20 protein-coding genes and 1 tRNA gene are annotated in these 19544 nt (G+C 61.2%); 11 read left to right on the top strand and 10 right to left on the bottom strand.

Going from position 1 to position 19544, the window contains the following annotated elements; all coding sequences use genetic code 11:
• Positions 1-21 precede the first annotated feature (21 nt).
• Positions 22-561: an META domain-containing protein gene (locus tag R5R33_RS10885; RefSeq protein WP_318952725.1), complete on the top strand. Its 540-nt coding sequence runs from the start codon at positions 22-24 to the stop codon at positions 559-561.
• 393 nt (positions 562-954) lie between these two features.
• Here R5R33_RS10885 and smrA read toward each other — a convergent pair whose 3' ends face one another.
• From smrA to R5R33_RS10855, 6 genes are all read right to left on the bottom strand, one after another.
• Positions 955-1551 carry a DNA endonuclease SmrA gene (gene smrA, locus R5R33_RS10880; RefSeq protein ID WP_318952724.1) on the bottom strand — a complete coding sequence of 199 codons (597 nt, stop codon included), beginning with the start codon at positions 1549-1551 and terminating at the stop codon, positions 955-957.
• 39 nt (positions 1552-1590) lie between these two features.
• Positions 1591-2454, bottom strand: coding sequence for an SDR family oxidoreductase (locus R5R33_RS10875; RefSeq protein WP_318952723.1), 864 nt, complete (start codon positions 2452-2454; stop codon positions 1591-1593).
• A gap of 41 nt (positions 2455-2495) precedes the next feature.
• Positions 2496-2942, bottom strand: coding sequence for an acyl-CoA thioesterase (locus tag R5R33_RS10870; RefSeq protein WP_318952722.1), 447 nt, complete (start codon positions 2940-2942; stop codon positions 2496-2498).
• A 225-nt stretch (positions 2943-3167) separates the two neighbouring features.
• Positions 3168-3668, bottom strand: coding sequence for a protein-export chaperone SecB (gene secB, locus R5R33_RS10865; RefSeq protein ID WP_318952721.1), 501 nt, complete (start codon positions 3666-3668; stop codon positions 3168-3170).
• Positions 3669-3816: 148 nt separating this feature from the next.
• Entirely contained in the window at positions 3817-4068 is a 252-nt protein-coding gene (gene grxC, locus R5R33_RS10860; RefSeq protein ID WP_318952720.1) for a glutaredoxin 3, read from the bottom strand.
• A gap of 58 nt (positions 4069-4126) precedes the next feature.
• Positions 4127-4537 carry a rhodanese-like domain-containing protein gene (locus tag R5R33_RS10855; protein ID WP_318955724.1) on the bottom strand — a complete coding sequence of 137 codons (411 nt, stop codon included), beginning with the start codon at positions 4535-4537 and terminating at the stop codon, positions 4127-4129.
• Between the two features lie 354 nt (positions 4538-4891).
• Here R5R33_RS10855 and gpmI point away from each other — a divergent pair, with 354 nt between their 5' ends.
• From gpmI to R5R33_RS10835, 4 genes are all read left to right on the top strand, one after another.
• Positions 4892-6436, top strand: a complete 1545-nt coding sequence (gene gpmI, locus R5R33_RS10850) for a 2,3-bisphosphoglycerate-independent phosphoglycerate mutase (RefSeq protein WP_318952719.1) — start codon at positions 4892-4894, stop codon at positions 6434-6436.
• Between the two features lie 39 nt (positions 6437-6475).
• Positions 6476-7618 (top strand): murein hydrolase activator EnvC family protein, encoded by a 1143-nt coding sequence (locus R5R33_RS10845; protein ID WP_318952718.1) that lies wholly within the window; start codon positions 6476-6478, stop codon positions 7616-7618.
• A 190-nt stretch (positions 7619-7808) separates the two neighbouring features.
• Positions 7809-9197 carry a S41 family peptidase gene (locus R5R33_RS10840; protein WP_318952717.1) on the top strand — a complete coding sequence of 463 codons (1389 nt, stop codon included), beginning with the start codon at positions 7809-7811 and terminating at the stop codon, positions 9195-9197.
• A 155-nt stretch (positions 9198-9352) separates the two neighbouring features.
• On the top strand, positions 9353-9598 hold the full coding sequence (locus R5R33_RS10835; protein ID WP_318952716.1) for a DUF6316 family protein: 246 nt from the start codon (positions 9353-9355) through the stop codon (positions 9596-9598).
• 24 nt (positions 9599-9622) lie between these two features.
• On the opposite strand, the gene hisF is transcribed toward R5R33_RS10835, so the two are convergent.
• From hisF to hisB, 4 genes are all read right to left on the bottom strand, one after another.
• The gene (gene hisF / locus R5R33_RS10830; RefSeq protein ID WP_318952715.1) at positions 9623-10393 is read right to left on the bottom strand and encodes an imidazole glycerol phosphate synthase subunit HisF; all 771 of its coding nucleotides are present in this window, start codon (positions 10391-10393) and stop codon (positions 9623-9625) included.
• Between the two features lie 16 nt (positions 10394-10409).
• Entirely contained in the window at positions 10410-11153 is a 744-nt protein-coding gene (gene hisA, locus R5R33_RS10825; protein ID WP_318952714.1) for a 1-(5-phosphoribosyl)-5-[(5-phosphoribosylamino)methylideneamino]imidazole-4-carboxamide isomerase, read from the bottom strand.
• Between the two features lie 223 nt (positions 11154-11376).
• A complete protein-coding gene (hisH, locus tag R5R33_RS10820) occupies positions 11377-12021 on the bottom strand; it encodes an imidazole glycerol phosphate synthase subunit HisH (RefSeq protein WP_318952713.1) in 645 nt (214 codons plus the stop codon).
• Between the two features lie 10 nt (positions 12022-12031).
• The gene (gene hisB / locus R5R33_RS10815; protein WP_318952712.1) at positions 12032-12619 is read right to left on the bottom strand and encodes an imidazoleglycerol-phosphate dehydratase HisB; all 588 of its coding nucleotides are present in this window, start codon (positions 12617-12619) and stop codon (positions 12032-12034) included.
• Between the two features lie 152 nt (positions 12620-12771).
• Here hisB and R5R33_RS10810 point away from each other — a divergent pair, with 152 nt between their 5' ends.
• The 6 genes from R5R33_RS10810 (at position 12772) to R5R33_RS10785 (ending at position 19278) form a co-directional block, all read left to right on the top strand.
• Positions 12772-13062: a hypothetical protein gene (locus R5R33_RS10810; RefSeq protein ID WP_318952711.1), complete on the top strand. Its 291-nt coding sequence runs from the start codon at positions 12772-12774 to the stop codon at positions 13060-13062.
• 73 nt (positions 13063-13135) lie between these two features.
• Complete coding sequence (locus R5R33_RS10805; protein WP_318952710.1) at positions 13136-15253, top strand: TonB-dependent receptor; 2118 nt, start codon at positions 13136-13138, stop codon at positions 15251-15253.
• 110 nt (positions 15254-15363) lie between these two features.
• A complete protein-coding gene (locus tag R5R33_RS10800; RefSeq protein ID WP_318952709.1) occupies positions 15364-17496 on the top strand; it encodes an AsmA family protein in 2133 nt (710 codons plus the stop codon).
• A gap of 149 nt (positions 17497-17645) precedes the next feature.
• Positions 17646-18770: an A/G-specific adenine glycosylase gene (mutY, locus tag R5R33_RS10795; protein ID WP_318952708.1), complete on the top strand. Its 1125-nt coding sequence runs from the start codon at positions 17646-17648 to the stop codon at positions 18768-18770.
• Between the two features lie 17 nt (positions 18771-18787).
• Positions 18788-19060, top strand: a complete 273-nt coding sequence (locus tag R5R33_RS10790) for an oxidative damage protection protein (protein WP_318952707.1) — start codon at positions 18788-18790, stop codon at positions 19058-19060.
• 142 nt (positions 19061-19202) lie between these two features.
• A tRNA-Phe gene (locus R5R33_RS10785) sits at positions 19203-19278 on the top strand.
• The last annotated feature ends 266 nt before the right edge of the window (positions 19279-19544 follow it).

Below are 19544 nucleotides of genomic sequence, written 5' to 3'. Positions count from 1 at the left end.
AAACGGCCACCGGATGGAATCATGCTTCCCCTGTTTCAGTTGCCCCTGTTCCCCTCATTCCGCCCCGCGCACAAGGCCACCAGGCTAGCCGCGCTTTGTTCGCTGTCGATGACTCTTTTTGTTACCGGCTGTGGCAGCAACAGCAGCCAGCCGGCGGCGATGGCCGAGACCGTAGAAAGCGGTGTTTGTGAACGAGAGTGGATTCTGGAAAACCTCTCAGTGGATGGGCGCGAGCACAAGCAGCGCATGTTCTGGCAGAAGATGTGGCGCGACCGCCCCTATTTCACCTGCGACAAGCTCGGCTTCGTGCGCGGCAGTGCCGGCTCCAACCCCTACCTCGGCAAGTTCGAACTGGCGGATAGCGGCAGCATTCATTGGCTGAAGCCGCCGAAGATTTCACGCATGGTGGGCCGCCGTGACAGCGGCGAACTGGAAAAAGATTTCCTGCTGGCCATGCCCCGCGTCACGCACGCCCGCACCAGCGGCGACACCCTGATCCTCGAGGGCAGCGACGGCACCCGCCTGGAGTTCAAACCGGCGGGCTATCAAGCCGTTCAATAAAAAAGGCGGCCACTGGGGCCGCCCAAACTATTCAAGAAGGGTCTCCATTCGCAGGGCGAATGTCGATTCCAATCCTCCAACTGGAGGAGCCCCCAAACTTGGAAGCATAAAATCACCAATAAAATTGGTGCGATGCAAAGAGAGAAGAACAACGAAAACTTAAGCGGCTGCGCGATGAAACAGCCGGACAAGCGAAATTTCGTTGTGGGGGTAGATTAGTTGTCAGACGTGACAAACAGATTACGAAACCCCAGAAAACTACTGCGCGTGTGCCTGACAGCGTCCGGCGGTGCTCAGCATGCTCATGTATCGCTCATACACTCCGCTGCCTCCGCTCCGGCGGCCACTGTCAGCCACCCGCTCGCTACGTTTTCAGGCGTTTCGTGCCCTTAACTAAGGACGGGTACGTCGCTGGTGCTGCTCGAGATTCTGCTGGCGCTTGCGTTCGCTCTTGCGCAACAGCACATAGGTGGCACCGAGGCCGCCGTGCTGTTTCTGCGCGCTGTGAAACGCGAGCACTTCCGGCAGCTGCGGCAGCCAGGCGTTGACGCAGCTCTTCAGCATCGCCGGGGTTTTACGCCCCTCGCCCTTTCCGTGCGTCACCAGCGCGCAGCGTACATCCGCCTCCATACAATCGCGCACAAACTGGTAGAGTGCGCTGCGCGCCATATCGACGGTGTGGTGGTGCAGATCGAGGCGCGCATCGATGGTGTATTTACCCAGGCGCAGGTTGCGGTAGACACCGTTCTGCACACCGTCGCGCTTGAATTCAATAGGGTCGTGGGGCTCGACGGGTTCGACGTACTCGCCACCAAGCGGGTTCAGTTCGCGGTAGGTCTGCGCGGTAGCGGCCTCGCGGCGGGCGCGCTGGTTCAGGGGATCCGCAGTGTCCTTCTTTAGCGCACTCTCACGCTGCTTGGGCGCCAGTGGCTTTACGTCACCAAGCGCACCCATGGCGCCGTGAAACTCGTCCAGATCAGTCTTTTCCACACTATCCCCCGCATACCTCTCTCACGCACCGGCAAACGCTCAGGGATCGAGAAACAGATCCACCGCCAGTTCGCCGGCCTTGGCGGGATTGTGCGCATATTGGGTGAAATCTTCCACCCCGCGTTCGTGCAACAGTACTTCGTCGATCAGCTGGGCGCCGTTCAGCCCCTGGTTGCGGGTGATCAGCACCTCGTAGGCGGCATCCGCCATCACCCCCGGTTTGCGGCTCTGGTCGAACATTTCGCGACTGCCAACGGCGAATTCGATCGCGGCAGTGGCTACCAGGGTGCGCGGCCACAGGGTGGCGACGCTGATATTGGTTTTGCTCAGCTCCTCCGCCAGCCCCAGGCTCAGGATGGTCATGCCGAATTTGGACAGTGCGTAGGGTGCAAAGGGTCCGAGCCAGCGGGGTTCGAGATTGAGCGGCGGCGACAGACTGAGGATGTGTCCACACTCCGCCTGCTTGAGATAGGGAATGGCGAGGTGCGCGGTGAGGTACACAGCGCGCGCGTTGATATCCAGCATCAGGTCGTAGCGCTTGGGCGGGGTGGACTCGACGTTGGTGAGATTGATGGCGCCGGCGTTGTTGATCACCGCGTCGATACCGCCGAAGGTGTCGGCAGTCTTTTTCAGCGCCTCCGCGACCTGGTCCTCCTCGCGCACATCCACCTGCATGGGCAGGGCCTTGCCACCGGCAGCCTCGATTTCCGCGGCCACGGTGTAGATGGTGCCGGGAAGCTTTGGGTGCGGCTCGGCAGATTTGGCGGCGATGGCAATGTTGGCGCCATCAGCGGCGCATTTGAGTGCGATTGCGCGACCGATACCGCGGCTGGCGCCGGTGATGAAGATGGTCTTGCCCTTGAGGGCGCCGGTGTTTTTGGTGAGGGTGATCTCTTCGCTCATACAGGCGCTCCGTTGGGATTAGCTGGCTTTGCTATCAGGCCCTATTGCGGTTGTGGCTCCGACACCACCGCAGGGCTATAGATGTCTTTGAAGGTCTGCGGCATCCGCTTGGGTTTGCCGCTGGAGAGCTCGATACACACCATCTGCCAGGTAGCGCGCAGCACCAGTGCCTCGTCGCTGGCGCGAAACACTTGGAACTTCCGGGTCATGTTCAGCCGGCCGTCCACCATGGTGAGCCAGGTGCCGATCAACAGCTCGTCGCCCTCTCTGGCGGCCAGTATATAGTCGTACTCCGCCTGACGGATTGCCATTCCCCGGTCCATAGACTGGTAATTGGTGACATCCAGCCCCAGCTCGACACTGTGGGACCAGGCCGCGCGCTCACACCAGCGTACATATTCGGCGTTGTTGGCATGGTGCAGACCGTCGACATGCTCGTGTTCCACACGGACTTTGTAGATATAGGGTTGGGGGAAATCCCAGCTCATTGGGCACTCCGTTTTATGGATCGTTGCGGCACTGCTACCTGGTGGGCAATTGCGAGACACGGGCTAGGCGCCCCCCCTCAACCCATCCATGGGGGCTCTGCAAAAACATCCTGTTTTTGAAGGTCTCGCAAACGCGTACCAAGCATCAGCACCTTCGCGCATGACGATAAGGCTACCAGATACAAAAAAGGCCCCCGAAGGAGCCTTTTGTGCAAAAAACGCGACTTAAGCGTCGGTTTTCTCTGCGCCTTGCGCGGCGGCCTGTTGCTGGGCCTGGTGCAGGGCAGCGGCGAACAGGGCGTCGAAGTTGATCGGCGGCAGCATCAGGGCCGGGAAGGAGCCTTTGGTTACAACGTTGTCTACCACTTCGCGTGCATAAGGGAACAGGATGGTCGGGCAGGCAGTGTTCAGGGCCTGAGCCAGCTGAGCGCCCTCGAGGCCCTTGATCGCGAACAGGCCAGCCTGCTGAACTTCCACCAGGAAAGCGGTCTCTTCTTCCAGTTTCACGGTGATGGTCAGGGTCAGCGCCACCTCGTAAAGATCTTCGTCGATCTTTGCGGTTTTGGTGTTCAGCTCCTGGTTTACCTGCGGTTTCCACTGCTTTTTGAAAACCTCGGCACCCATCGGGGTTTCGAAGGAGAGGTCTTTCAGGTAAATGCGCTGCATTGCGAATTGGACTTGTTGTGCTTCTGCGTTCGCCGCAGCGCCGTTGAGTTCTTCAGCCATGTTAAAGCCTGTTATTAAATTAGTTTGTAGACTGCCTTCCCTGAAAGAAGACTCCCTGTATGGGTCTTACTTATGGGGGCCTCGAAATACCCTTTCAAGGCGTGTGTGCAAATTTCTCGGCTGAATTGATCGACCGGGGCGGCGTTCGTCACGCCAGCAGCCTGTCGAGTTCGCCGCTGCGCTCGATGGCCATCAGGTCATCGCAACCACCCACATGGTGGCCGCCGACCCAGATCTGCGGCACCGTGTGGCGACCGGCCTTGGCGGTCATCTCCGCGCGCAGAGCCGGCTTGCCGTCCACGGCAATTTCCTTGTAGGGGACGTTCTTGTTGTCCAGCAGGTACTTGGCGCGGATGCAGAAGGGGCAAAAGCGGGTGGTGTAGATGACGACTTCTTTCACGACCGGAAACCTCTTCGCGATGTAAATCTTGCCGATTCACTCCTTTCTCGGGAGCGGATCAGCCCTTCACCAGTGGCAACTTCTGGTTTGCCCACTCGGACATGCCACCCTCGAGACGACGCACGGTGTAGCCCGCCTTTTTCAGCTGGCGACCGACAGGACCCGCGTGCTGGCCCAGCTTGTCCGCCAGGATCAGGGTCTTGTCTTTATAGGGTGCCAGTTCGCCCATGCGCTTTTCGATCTCACCGTGGGGGATGTGGATCGCATCCACGATATGCCCGGCGGTGAATTCGGCGCGGTCGCGCAGGTCGATCACCTTGGCGCCGTCACTATTGATCAGCAGGGTGGCCTGATGGGCCGATGCGGGCTTGCCCGCCTTGATCCGCTCGGAAATAGCCAGCGCGTAAATCAGCGCCACCAACAGGCTCACCAGCAGCCACTGCTCGCTGATAAAGACGAAAAAATCCAACTCCGCCCCCAAAATCTCTGGTTTGTTGTTCTGTTTGCGACCACCGACCGCTCGGTCGGTCACGTTTGCGCCGGGCATTGTAATTCAACAACGCCGACGGCCCGAGTACCGGCGACTCGAATAAAGAAGCGCCTGCGACCCGGATACGGAAAGGCGCGCAGTATACACGAGAATGACCATTTCTTAATCAACCTTTTGCCGGCTTTATCGTGGCAATAGCTGCGCAAATACTGACCTCGATGGGGCAAACAGGTTAAAATCCGCCACCTGCGGTACAACTCGTTCAAGAGTTCCGTCCTCCGGCAGTGAAGCCGAACGATCCACCACCCATTCAACCCAAAGGATTCTGACCCCATGGCAACCGAGTCTTCGCCCAAACGTCCCCTGGTACTGCTGATTCTGGACGGTTTCGGCTATAGCGAACACGCCGAGTACAACGCCATTGTGGCGGCGAATTCCCCGGTATGGGACCAGATCTGGGCCAGCCGCCCGAAAACCCTGATTCACACCTCTGGTATGGCGGTGGGCCTGCCCGAAGGACAAATGGGCAACTCCGAAGTGGGCCATATGACCCTAGGCGCCGGCCGCGTGGTGTACCAGAACTTCACCCGCATCAACAAGGCGATCAAGGACGGCGACTTCTTTACCAACCCGGCCTACACCGCCGCGGTGGACAAGGCGGTAGCCAATAACGGCGCGGTACACATCATGGGCCTGCTGTCCGATGGCGGCGTGCACAGCCACGACGACCATTTTGTTGCCATGGCCACCCTCGCTGCCCAGCGCGGCGCCAAAGCAGTGTATATCCACGCCTTTACCGACGGTCGCGACACCCCGCCGCGCAGCGCGGAAACCCCGCTGGCGCGCCTGACCCAGGTGTGCGACGCCCTCGGCACCGCGCGTATCGCCAGCCTCAGCGGCCGCTACTTTGCCATGGACCGCGACAACCGCTGGGATCGCGTGCAGCCGGTGTACGACCTGATTACCCAGGGCAAAGCCAAATACCAGGCGGACGACGCCCTCGCCGGTCTCGCCGCCGCCTACGCCCGCGATGAAAATGACGAATTTGTGGCGCCGACCCTGATCGGCGAACCCGCACCGGTACACGACGGCGACGCACTGATCTTCATGAACTTCCGCCCGGACCGCGCGCGCCAGCTGACCCGTGCGTTTACCGATGCGAACTTCGACGGTTTCGAACGCGCCGTTACCCCAAAACTGGCGGACTTCGTGATGACCACCGAATACGCCGCGAATATCAACGCCAGCTGCGCCTTCCCGCCGGAGAGCCTGAGCAACACCCTCGGCGAATACCTGCAGAATCAGGGCAAGACCCAGCTGCGCATCGCCGAGACAGAAAAATACGCACATGTGACCTTCTTCTTTAGCGGCGGCCGCGAAGAGCCCTACAATGGTGAGGAGCGTATCCTGATCAAGTCCCCGGACGTGGCCACCTACGACCTCAAGCCGGAAATGAGCGCGTTCGAGGTAACCGACCAGCTGGTGGCGGCCATCAACAGCGGCAAGTTCGACGCGATCATCTGCAACTACGCCAACGGCGACATGGTCGGCCACACCGGCGTGTTCGAAGCGGCAGTGAAAGCGGTGGAAGCGCTGGACGTATGCGTGGATCGCGTCACCAAGGCGGCGCTGGCGGCCGGCGGTGAAGTGCTGATTACTGCCGACCACGGCAACGTCGAGGAGATGTTCGACGGCGAGTCCGGCCAGGTAAGCACCCAGCACTCCACCCTGCCGGTGCCCTTCGTCTACATTGGCGAGCGCAACGTCACTATGCGCGACGGCGGCAGCCTCGCGGATGTGGCGCCCACCATGCTGTCGCTGATGGGCCTGCCACAGCCGGTGGAAATGAGCGGCGAGCCGCTGATCAAGATTAATTAACCCGGGGCCGCAAGCCCCTGCAACGGTGTCACTCTAATAATGAAATTTTCCGGGTTTGTCCTCGCCGCGCTGTTGTCGCTCGCCCTGATCCCCGCCGGCTTTGCGCAGGCGGCCGATGAAGAGCAACAGGCGCGGCTGGCGGAAATCAAGCAGCGCATCGATACCCTGCAGCGGGAGCTGAACCAGGTAAAAGGTGAGCGCGACCAGTTGCTGAAAGACCTGGAAGCCAACGAAAAGGACATCTCGGAACTGCTGCAGCGCATCGACAAGATCAAGGCGGACATGAAAAGCCGCGGCGACAAGCTGCAGGAACTGAAACAGGAAGAGAAACAGCTCGAGGATTCCCGCCGAAGTATGCAGCGGCGGGTCGAGCAGGAAGTCGCCGCCGCTTACCGACTCGGTCGCCAGGAGCAGATCAAACTGCTCCTCAACCAGCAAGATCCCCAGCACATCGCCCGCCAACTCCGCTACCACGACTACTTCCTCAAGCAACGCAGCCACGTCATCGACGAATACGTCAGCACCCTCGACCAGCTCTCCACCGTCAGTTCCGGCATCCAGCGCGAACAGGACACCCTCGCCCGCGAGCGCAGTCAACTGGAAGAAAAACACCGGGCGCTCGCCAGCGCACAGAAGAACCGCCAGCGTACCCTAGACAAACTGGCCTCACAGCTCGCCAGCAAAAGTGGCGAACTGGACCAGCTCAACAGCGACCGCAGCCGCCTGCAGCGACTGGTGGACGAAGTGGGCCGTGCCATCTCCAGCCTGATCAACCCCAGCGACCAGACGCCCTTCGCCAAACAGCGCGGGCGTATGCAGTGGCCGGTTGCGGGCCGCCGTGCCAATGCCTACGGCCAGCGCCGCGCCAACGGTATCAGCTGGACCGGCGTAACCATTCGCGCCAATGAAGGTAACCCTGTCAACGCCATCCACCGCGGCCGCGTGGTGTTTTCCGACTATCTGCGCGGCCACGGCATGCTGATCATCCTCGATCACGGCGACGGCTATATGAGCCTTTACGGCCACAACCAGTCTCTTACCCGCGCCATCGGCGAGTGGGTGGAGCGCGGGGAAACCATTGCCAAGGTCGGCAACACCGGCGGCATGAGCCAGCCAGGTGTGTATTTTGAAATTCGCCGCAACGGCAAACCCCAGGACCCCACCGGCTGGTGCCGCGGCTGATCCCGGCGCCTTCCACCTACCACATTTTCTCTGTGATTTTTCATCCCACAGCCTCGCGTTGGTGCACTTGCCCGCCAACTTCAAACCCGGCCGGAGCGCCGGGTCTACAATTCTTGTGAAAACCCCGAGTTCGCAGCCGAAGGAAGGGCGCCCGTAGACAGTAACGATAAATGCCAAGGACGTGCAGATTATGTTCACCCGCAAAACGCTCGCCAGCCTGATAGGCGTGGCAGCTCTTACCGCCCTGCCGCTGATGGGACTCAGCCAGGGCGGCAGCAGCGAGCGCCCCTCGCTGGAAGCGGAGGCGCGCCTGCCTCTGGAAGACCTGCGCAGTTTCGCCAAAGTGTTCGAACAGATCCGCCAGGGTTATGTGAACGAAGTGGACGACAGCACGCTGCTGGAATACGCCATCAAGGGCATGCTGCAGGGGCTGGACCCACACTCCGCCTATCTCGACAGCCGCTCCTTCGACGACCTGCAGGCCAACACCACCGGTGAATTCGCCGGCCTCGGAATCGAAGTCGGGGTCGAGGACGACTACATCACCATTATCACCCCCATGGACGACACCCCTGCCGAACGCGCCGGACTGCGCGCCGGCGATGTGATCCTGCGGCTCGCAGGCAAATCCATGCGCGGCGTCAGCCTCGATGAGGCGGTGGAGAAAATGCGCGGGCCGGTGGGTTCCGCCGTCACCCTCACCATCGGTCGCAAGGGCCACAAGGAACCGTTCGACATCACCCTCCAGCGCGACAAGGTGCGCGTGTACAGCGTGCGCGGGGAAATGCTGGAAGATGGCTACGGCTATGTGCGCATCAGCCAGTTCCAGCTGGACACCGGCGGCGACCTGATGCGGGCGATGAAGAAGCTGCAGAAACAAGGCGAACTGAAAGGCTTGGTGATCGACCTGCGCAACAACCCCGGCGGTGTATTGCAGTCGTCGGTGGAAGTGGTGGACGCATTTCTGGAAGACGGTCTCGTGGTCTACACCGAGGGCCGCAATGAATCTTCCAATCTGCGCTACTCCGCCAGTCCCGGCGATGTCACCAACGGCGCACCGCTGGTGGTACTGATCAACGACGGCTCGGCCTCCGCCGCGGAAATTGTCGCTGGCGCCCTGCAGGACCACCGCCGCGCGGTGGTAATGGGCACCGACAGTTTTGGCAAAGGCTCGGTGCAGACGGTCATCCCGATCACCGACGACCGCGCCATCAAACTCACCACTGCACTCTACTTCACCCCCAAGGGCCGCTCGATCCAGGCTCAGGGCATCAAGCCGGATATTACCGTCGAGCGGGTACAGGTAACCCGCCTGGATGGTGTTGCCCGCACCACCGAAGCAGATCTGGCAGGGCACCTGGGCAACGGCAACGGCGGCAAGGAGAGCGGTGGTGAAGACCGCAAGCGTGCCAAGGCCGGCCGGGACGACTGGTATGGCCGCGACAACCAGGTATTCGAAGCGCTGAATGTGCTGAAAGGGCTGAATCTGTACGGGCACCGCGCGCCGGTAAACGGCGAAGGGAGCAACGCACCTACAGTGAAGGATCAGGTAGCGCAGATTCGCGCGGAAGACCTGTAAAACCCGGCGACTTTTGCTCACACCGGCACCCTGCTGTTGGCTAGTCTTTTAACAGGAGTGCCGGTTTTCCGTTGTGGGAAATTGCGGCTATCGCAGCAGTATCAATCGCCGTGCGACACCGCATCCGGTGTCGCACAAGCAGTAGCGAGGAAGTCATGCAGCAGTATCGTCGTGGCGAACTGGGAACCCCAATCCCGCCCCGTGCCGAACGTTTTTTCAAGGTCGACAACGACTGGTATTTCACCGTGCGCGGCGGCAACACTTTCGGGCCTTTCCCGTGCCGCGAAGCGGCGCAAAGCGCGGTGGACCACTACCTCAATCCGCTGAAGGAATATTCCGGCAACGTGCGCCCGTTCGGCAGCTTGCGCGGGCGCCGCTGGCGCAACGCACGCAAGTTCTGACGCCGGGCGAACACCCTCGCCGTATTAAATACGCATTTCGATACCGGCATTCTGCATAAATGCCTTGGCCTCGCCGATGGTGTACTCGCCAAAGTGGAAAATACTGGCGGCCAGTACCGCGTCGGCACCACCTTTCAACACGCCGTCCGCCAGGTGCTGCAGGTTGCCGACACCGCCTGAGGCAATCACCGGCACCGAAACCGCATCGCTGATGGCGCGGGTCAGGGCCAGGTCAAAACCGTTCTTGGTACCGTCCCGGTCCATGCTGGTCAGCAGGATTTCACCGGCGCCGTAGCTGTCCATTTTTTTTGCCCACTCCACCGCGTCTATGCCGGTGGGTTTGCGCCCGCCGTGGGTGAAAATCTCCCACTTGGGCTCTTTGTCATTGCCCACCTGCTTGGCGTCAATGGCGACGACGATGCACTGGCTGCCGAAGCGGTCGGCGGCCTCGCGCACGAATTCGGGATTGAACACCGCGGCGGAGTTGATCGCGGTCTTGTCGGCGCCGGCGTTCAGCAGGTTGCGGATGTCCTGCAACGTGCGCACGCCACCGCCGACGGTGAGCGGGATAAATACCTGGGAGGCCATTTTTTCGACGGTGTGCAGGGTGGTGTCGCGGCCCTCGTGGGTGGCGGTGATGTCGAGGAAGGTTACTTCGTCGGCGCCGGCCTCGTTGTAGCGGCGGGCGATTTCCACCGGGTCACCGGCATCGCGGATGTCGACGAAGTTGACGCCCTTGACGACGCGGCCGGCGTCGACATCGAGACATGGAATAATGCGTTTGGCGAGGCCCATGAAATAATCCCTGCTGTTACTTGGTCCAGTTGTCGCACAGTTCCTGCGCGGCGCGCAGGTCGAGTTTGTCTTCGTAGATGGCGCGGCCGGTGATGGCACCGTAGATCCGGGTTTTTTCGTCGCCAGCTTCCAGCAGTTGCTGGATATCTTCGATGCTGCTGACGCCGCCGGAGGCGATGATGGGGATCTGCACGGCGCGCGCGAGTTCCAGGGTGGATTCGATATTCACACCCTGCATCATGCCGTCGCGAGCGATGTCGGTGTAGACGATGGCACTGACACCACAGTCCTGGAATTGTTTGGCGAGTTCGGTGGCCTGTACGTCGGAGACTTCGGCCCAGCCTTCGGTGGCGACGAGGCCGTCTTTGGCGTCGAGGCCGACGATGATGTGGCCCTCGAATTCACGGCAGGCCTCTTTCACCAGTTTGGGATTTTTTACCGCGGCAGTGCCGATGATGGTCCAGGTGACGCCGGCGGTGAGGTACCACTCGATGGTTTTGAGATCGCGGATGCCGCCGCCGATCTGGATGGGGTACTGCGGGAACTGGCGGGCGATGGCGTTGACGGCGTCGGCATTGACGGGGTTGCCGGCGAAGGCACCGTTGAGGTCGACGATATGCAGGCGCTTGGCGCCCTGGTTGAACCAGTGTTCGGCGGTGGCGACAGGATCGTCGGAGAAGACGGTTGCATCTTCCATTTCGCCCTGGCGCAGGCGCACGCACTCGCCGTCTTTCAGATCAATGGCTGGGATTACGATCATTCTGTTTAACTTCCTGTTTGGTGCACCGGAGTTTTATTGTGGCCCGGTGGCGGCCGAGCACCGGGGAAGGGTTTTTGGAACCGCTGTGAATACATCCCTGTACGCTGCGTCGGCAACATCCCTGTTGCCGACGCTTCCAAAAACCCTTCCCCGGCACTCGGCCTTCGCGTAAAGATTTTTACTTCGTTAGCGTTCGCAGTCTCAGCGACTCTGCCAAAACGACTTAAAAGGAACCGTTCCAGCTCACGAAATTTTTCAGCAGCTGCAAACCGGCATCCGCACTTTTTTCCGGGTGGAACTGGGTAGCGAAAATATTTTCCCGTGCGACCGCAGCGGCGAACTTCACACCGTAGTTGGTCTCGCCGGCGACGGCGTCGTTGTTTTCCGACGGCACGTAGTAGCTGTGCACGAAATAAAAACGGCTGCCGTCTTCAATACCGCTCCACAGCGGGTGGTCGATCTTCTGCTGCACCTGATTCCAGCCCATGTGCGGGACTTTCAGGTGAGTACCATCTTCATACAGGTCCTTGCCGAAAAACTTGACCGGCTGCGGGAAGATGCCGAGGCAGTCGATACCGCCGTTTTCTTCGCTGTGGGCCATCATGATCTGCATGCCGACGCAGACGCCGAGAATAGGCATGCCGGATTCGATGGATTCGTTCAGCAGGGGGACGAAGCCGGGGCGGATGAAACCTTCTACGCAGTCGCGGATGGCGCCGACGCCGGGGACTACCAGCCGGTCTGCGCCGTGGGCCTCTTCCGGGGTGGTGGCGAGGACGATTTCATCGTTGGGGGCGACCTTCTGCAGGGCGCTTGCAACCGAGTGCAGGTTGCCCATGCCGTAGTCAAGAATGACTATCTTCTGCATGGCCACGCTCTTACAGCACGCCTTTGGTGGAGGGCATGGCGCCTTCCATCCGCGGGTCGGGGGTCAGTGCCATGCGCAGGGCGCGGCCGAAGGCTTTGAATACGGTTTCGATCTGGTGGTGGGCGTTGAAGCCGCGGATGCAGTCGATGTGCAGGGTCACCAGGGCGTGATTGACGAAGCCCTGGAAGAATTCGTAGAACAGCTCGGTATCGAAGTTGCCGATGCGCTTCTGGGTGAAGGGCACGTTCATGGTGAGGCCGGGGCGGCCGGAGAAGTCGATGACCACGCGGGACAAGGCTTCGTCCAGGGGTACGTAGGCGTGGCCGTAGCGGGTCATGCCTTTCTTGTCGCCGATGGCCTGATTGATGGCCTTGCCCAGGGTGATGCCGATGTCTTCCACGGTGTGGTGGTCATCAATATGCACGTCGCCGTCGCAGGTGATGTCCATGTCGATCATGCCGTGGCGGGCGATCTGGTCCATCATGTGCTCGAGGAAAGGCACGCCGGTATTGAACTTGCCGGTACCTTTGCCGTCGATGTTGACGCTGACCTGGATCTTGGTTTCCAGGGTATCGCGGGTGACGCTGGCGGTGCGCATAGGTTCTACATCCTTGATTGCGAGGCGGAGCTGGCCCCTGTGGCCGGCCCTTGCGACAGAAGGCGCGAATTATACGCCCAAATGGGGCGAAATTTGGCCGATAGTCTCAGATGAAACTTGATTCGTCATACGGATCAAATATCATACGGCGCATGACTATGTACTCCCGCCACAAGACCCCGGTATGGGTCAGCTTTGTGCTGCTGTTCGCGCTGATGCTCGCGCAGCCGGTGCTGGCGGAGCATATTCACATCGATGACCAGTCCCACAAGCTGTGCGACCTGTCCCATAACCACACGCCCGCACCCGTGGGTAGTGAATTCTCCTTTGTCACCGAAGACCTGGCGCCGCTGTATATCGAACAGCAGGCCCCGGTAGCCCTCGACTGCCAGCCGGAACGCCAGACCGCCCGCGGCCCGCCCGCAACCCTGTCACTCAGCTAAAAAACCATTTTTTTGCATTTCCGGCACCGGCCTTTGGGTGGCCGCTGCCCGTCCGTGACAGGAATAAACAACAATGTTTTCTGAAAAGTACCGAGTAAACACTCTGGCGCTGGCTATTGCCTGCGCATTGTCTTCTGCTGCGTCCTCTGCCGTTTCCGCCGAGACTACCGCCGATAAGCGGGACAATCTGGAAGAAGTGAACGTCACCGTTTCCCCCCTGGCCAAACCCGCCGACGCGGTGGCCGCACCGGTGTCCGTTCTCGCCGGCGATGAACTGCGCAAGTCCGCCGCTGCCACCCTGGGCCAGACCCTCAACAGCCAGCTGGGCGTTGCCAATGCCTCCTTCGGCGGTGGCGTGGGCCTGCCGGTCATCCGCGGCCAGAGCGCCAACCGGGTCAAGGTGCTGAACGACAACCTGGATGTGGCCGACGCCTCCAACACCAGCTCCGACCACGCTGCCAGTATCGAACCGCTGCTGGCCAATAGCATCGAGATCCTGCGCGGTCCGGCGGCCCTGCGCTACGGCAGTGGCGCCATCGGCGGGGTGGTGAATGTGATCGATGGTCGCATTCCGACCCAGGTGCCGGAAGAGATCGAGGGCGCGGTTGAAATGCGCCACGACACCGCCAACAGCCAGGACGCCGGGGTCTTCCGTCTACAGGGCGGCGCGGGCAGCCTGGCCTGGTACCTGGATGGGGTCTACCGCGACAACGGCAATACCCAGATCCCCGGCCTCGCCATCCGCGAGCACGAGGAACACGAGGGCGAGGAAGAGGCTCACGAGGAAGAGTTCAACACCGATGGCTATGTGGGCAACACCAATGCCCGCGCCAAGAGCGGCAGCGCCGGCCTGTCCTGGGTGACCGACAGCGGTCTTATCGGTCTGTCGGTCAATCGCCTGGAGAACAACTACGGCATTCCCCTCGGCACCCACGCGCACCACGAGGAAGAGGAACTCGGTCTGGAAGAGGATCACGAGGAAGAGGAACACGGCGAGGAAGCCGTGCGTATCGACCTGGCCCAGACCCGCTACGACCTCAAGGGCGAGCACGACTTTGGCGATGACTACTGGGACAAACTCAGCTTCCGCGTCGGTCACAACGATTACGAGCACGTCGAGATCGAACACGGCGAACCCGGCACCCGCTTTACCAACAAGGCCTGGGAGAGCCGCATCGAGCTGACCCACGACGACGGCGGTGAATGGCGCGGTGCCTATGGCCTGCAGCTGTCGCGCAAGGACTTCGCAGCGATCGGTGACGAAGCCTTCATCCGCCCGTCCATTACCGACAGCATCGGCGCCTTCACCATGAAGGAGCGCGAGTGGGGCAAATGGCACCTGGACCTGGGCGCGCGCCTGGAAAATGTGACCGTGAATCCTGAATACGGCAGCGACAAAGACTTCGGTCTGGTCGGCCTGTCCGGCGCCATCCAGTATTTCCTCGCCGAACACCAGCACCTGAGCCTTGGCCTCACCAGTGCCGAACGCGCCCCGGTGGCCGAGGAGCTGTTCGCCGACGGCGCCCACCTGGCGGAATCCCGCTACATCATCGGCAGTGAAAGCCTGGACAAGGAGAATTCGCTGAACCTGGAACTGGGCTATCACCACCACAACAAGGAGGCGTCCGGCTGGCACGCCGCCAAGGTTGAGGCCAGCGTGTTCTATAACCGCATCGGCGACTACATCTATGCCGCCAATACCGGCCTGGAAGATGAGGAGAGCGAGTTCGCCATCTATGGCTACGAGAACCGCGACGCCACATTCTACGGCGCCGAGGCCTCGGTGCAGTTCCCGCTGTCTGAAGCCCTCAGCCTGACCCTGTTCGGCGACAGTGTGCGCGCAACTTTCGACGACCGCATCGCCGGCCAGTCCAGCGAAGTGCCGCGCCTGCCGCCGCTGCGCTTCGGCTTTGCCCTGGGTGGCGACTACGACAACTGGAACTGGCAGTGGCGCAACACCCGTGCCACCGCTCAGGACCGCCCCGGCGCATTCGAGGAAGCCACCGAGGCCTACACCCGCATGGACCTCACCGCCCAGTACAACTTCAAACTGGCGGGCAACGACGCCGTGCTGTTTGCCAACGCGCGCAACCTGCTGGACGAGGATATCCGCAACGCCACTTCTCTGTTGCGGGACTTCGCGCCGGAACCGGGTCGCAGCATTGAAGCGGGCGTAAGGTTTCATTTCTAACCGGCAACTGCTTCAATAGTCCGCATCTGCGGCGCCCGCGAAACTCTCTGCAACATTGTTCGCGGGCGCCGTCCCTTTCTCGACCATTCCAGAATAAGGATGTCCCCTGTATGGCCTGGATCAAGCGCGGACTTATCACCCTCGTTGTTCTGTTTATTCTCTTCGCCGGTGTAATCGCCTGGTTCCTATCCGGTCTCGACGCCAACCAGTACAAATCGAAAATCGTGCAGCTGGCAGCGGACCAGGGTATTGCCCTAACCCTGGACGGCGATATCGGCTGGCAGCTGTGGCCAAATATTGCGCTCAAGCTCGAAGGCGTGAAGCTGGCACCGCTGGCACTGCCCAGTGAATCCCTGCTGGAAGCCGACAAGGTGGCGGTGGGCGTGGCGCTGATGCCACTGCTGGACAAGCGCATTGAGGCCAAGGAAATCGTCTTGGTGAGTCCCCATGTGGCCCTCACCGTGGACAAGAACGGCAAAGGCAACTGGGAACTGATCACCGATGCCATGGAGGCCAAGGCCAAGCTGGACGAAAAGCAGAAGCAGCAAACCCCGCCGAAGCTGGAAGTTGCCAAGCAGGAAGAGCCTGCCGGTGAAGGACTGCAGCTCGCACTGGAACAGCTGCGCCTCGAAGACGGCATCCTGCACTATTCGGACAAGCAGACCGGTACCGAGTACGCCATCAACAAACTGCATATTTCCGCCGACAACCTGGTGCCCGGTGGCAAGCCCGGCGACGTGCGCCTGCGCGCGGAGCTGTCGGGCAGCGAATTCCCCGCGCCGGTCAACCTGGATATCCACAGCAGTCTTGCCATCGATGAGGGCCTGAACGGCCTGCGGGTGCAGCCGGCCAACATCAAACTGACCGGCGCCGAGGGTGCGGAAGCGGAGATCAACCTGCGCGGCAATGTGCGCCGGGCCAAGGCCGATGCCCCCTGGCAGATCCAGCTCAACCTCAACTTGGACGTGAACCCCATCACCGGCTGGCTTGCCGCGGTGGGCAGTGAATACACGCCCCAGAGCAGCAGCGCGATGAAGAAGCTGCATATCGATGCCGACATCAGCGGTACCGACAAGCAGATGAATCTGGAGCCGCTGGAGCTGTCACTGGACGGCCACAAGTTCAACGGCAGCGCCAGCTATCAGGCGGGTGACATCCCCAGCGTCTCCCTGAGTCTGAAAGGCGGCGAGCTGAACGTGGACGACTACCTGCCGCCGCCGGTCGCCGCGCCGGAGCAGACTGAACTGAGCGCGGATATGGCCGCGGCGCAGCCGGTGCCCCTGCCGCTTGAATCCATGCGCGGCTTCAACGCCAAACTGGACCTGACCCTCGACAAGCTGCACGCGCTGGACTTCGAGATCGACAAGCCCGAACTGGCCGTGAACGTGAACAACGGCCTGTACCAGCTGAACAAACTGGCTGCCGGCCTCTACGGCGGCACCCTGAACAGCACCGGCGTGTTCAACGCCCGCGGCAAATCCGCCCGCGGTGAGCTGAGCGGCGCCCTGTCCGGGGTGGAAATCTCCAAGGTGCAGGAAGCGCTGTTCGCCAGCGATGAACCGGAAGCCGCGGACCAGAAGAAGGTCACCCTGTCCGGCAGGACCGACCTCACCTGGGTCGCCCAGACCAACGGCGCCGACTCCCTGGCCCTGCAGAAAAACCTGCACGCCGCGGTGCAGCTGAATGCCGCAGAACTGGCTCTGGCACCCTTCAATCTTGAAAAGGGTATGTGTCAGCTGGTGAGCTACGCGGAAAAAACCGCGCTGCCGGAAAAAGAGTGGCCAGCCCAGACCCGCCTGCAGGACCTGCGCGCCAGCGTGAACCTGGCCGGCGATGTCGCGAAAGTCGAAGGCATCAATGCCGGTATCGAGAACATCGCCCTCACCGGCGACGGTACCGTCAACCTGGAACAGCAGGGCTTCGACTTTGCCCTCGGCCTCGCGCTGGTCGGCGACAAGACCTCCGGTAACGGCTGCTCGGTACAGAACGACCGCTGGCGCAACCGCGCACTGCCGCTGCGCTGCAAGGACAAATTCAGCGAAGCCGGCGCCGGCAGCTGTAAGCCCGACAGCCGCCGCCTGGACGACCTGATCCGCGACGAGCTGAAGTACAAGGCGGAGAAGAAGTACGGCGACAAGGTGGAAGAGAAAACCGATGAGCTGAAGGACAAGCTGAAAAGCAAGTTCAACAGCCTGTTCAACCGCCAGGAAAAAGAGGAGCCGACTCCGGAACCGACTCCGTAACCTACAGGCGTCTTGTCATCCCGGCGAATGCCGGGATCCAGCACCGCCCCACCAGCCGCATCAATGGATACCGGCATTCGCCGGTATGACGAAATCGCATAACGCAGTAGCATGGGCACCCTTCGCGGTGCCCATTTTCGTTTTTGCTCATGCCGATCAATTCTTCCATCAAACCCAAGACACCCGCCCGCTTCCAGCAGGCGCTGTTCAAATGGTTCGACCAGCACGGCCGCCACGACCTGCCGTGGCAACAGGCCATCAACCCCTACCGGGTTTGGGTGTCGGAAATCATGCTGCAGCAGACCCAGGTAACGGCTGTCATTCCCTACTACCAGCGCTTTATGGAATCTTTTCCCACGGTGCAGGCACTGGCCGCCGCCAGCCAGGACCGGGTGCTGGCCCACTGGAGCGGCCTCGGCTACTACGCCCGCGCGCGCAATCTGCACAAATGCGCACAGACGGTGGTGAATGAACACGGCGGCGAGTTTCCGCGGAATGTCGAGGCACTGGCAGAATTGCCCGGTATCGGCCGCTCCACCGCCGGTGCCATCGCCTCCATCAGCATGGGGCTGCAGGCATCGATTCTGGACGGCAACGTAAAGCGGGTACTGGCCCGTATTCACGCCGTGGCAGGCTGGCCGGGACAAACCGCGGTGGCCAATGAACTGTGGGATATCGCCGAACGCTACACCCCCGCCGAGCGCACCGGCGATTACACCCAGGCGATGATGGATCTGGGGGCAACCCTGTGCACCCGCCCCCGCCCGGCCTGCGAGCGCTGCCCGTTCGCGAACCACTGCGTCGCCCGCGCCCAGGGCAACCCCACCGACTATCCGGGCAAGAAGCCGAAGAAGGAAAAACCGGAGCGCCAGACTACCCTGCTGCTGATCGAGCACGACGGCGAGCTGTATCTGGAACAGCGCCCGGCGAGCGGACTGTGGGGCGGGCTGTGGATTCCGCCACAGCTGGAAGACGATGACGGCGGCGAGGCCAGCGCCCAGGAGTGGCTGGCGGCCCAGGATCTGGACGCCCGTGAAATCCAGCCGTTGCCACTGCTACGCCACACCTTCAGCCACTTCCACCTGGATATCCACCCGGTGTGGATAAGTCTGCCGAGCAAGCCCACGCGGGTGGCAGAAGGGGCCAGTGGCTGGTATAAACTGCGCCAGCTCGACCGGCCCAGATCCGCACAGGATCTCGGATTGCCGGCCCCCATTGCCAAGCTCGTCAAACAGCTCGTGGCGCTCCGGGAGCCTTTGTTGGCCCCGTGCTAGAAATGTTAGGAGAATCCATGTCCCGCACCGTCTTCTGCCGCAAATACCAACAGGAACTGGAAGGCCTCCCCAACCCGCCCTTCCCCGGCCCCAAAGGTCAGGACATCTTCGACAACGTCTCCGCCAAAGCCTGGCAGGAGTGGATGGCCCACCAGACCATGCTGATCAACGAAAAGCGCCTGAACATGATGGAGCCATCCTCCCGCGCTTACCTGGCCGATCAGATGACCAAATTCTTCAGCGGCGAAGCCTACGACGCCGCAGATGGCTTCGTCCCGGAAGACAAATAACGCCAGAATCCCAACAGATTCGCGCCGCGAAGCGACCGTTCACAAACCCCAAAAACTATTTATCAATCAAGGGGTTGACTCCCCCGAACAGAGCGGGTTTAATACGCGCCTCGCTACCGGAGACACCCCGGAAAACAGCGAAGCCCAGATAGCTCAGTCGGTAGAGCAGGGGATTGAAAATCCCCGTGTCGGTGGTTCGATTCCGCCTCTGGGCACCAAACAAACTAGCCTCACCCGCAAGGGTGGGGCTTTTTTGTTTGGCGTCTGGAGGTGGCGGAGAACCACCGATGTGGTTCGACTAATCGCGCCAGCGATTTGCAACGAGCGCGCCAGCGCGAAGCCCGCAGGGGCAGAACAGCCCTTAGGCTGTTCTGATTCTTCCGCCTCTGGGCACCATGCAGCTTGCCGGATTTTCTCCGACTTGCTCAAAGGCCAGTAACCGCAAGGTTAACTGGCCTTTTTGCTCTCTCAGAAATACGAACGT

Source organism: Microbulbifer pacificus (genome assembly GCF_033723955.1).
GTDB lineage: Bacteria > Pseudomonadota > Gammaproteobacteria > Pseudomonadales > Cellvibrionaceae > Microbulbifer > Microbulbifer pacificus.
The sequence above is the reverse complement of the archived record's forward strand: the minus strand, read 5'-3'. Positions and strand labels throughout refer to the sequence as shown.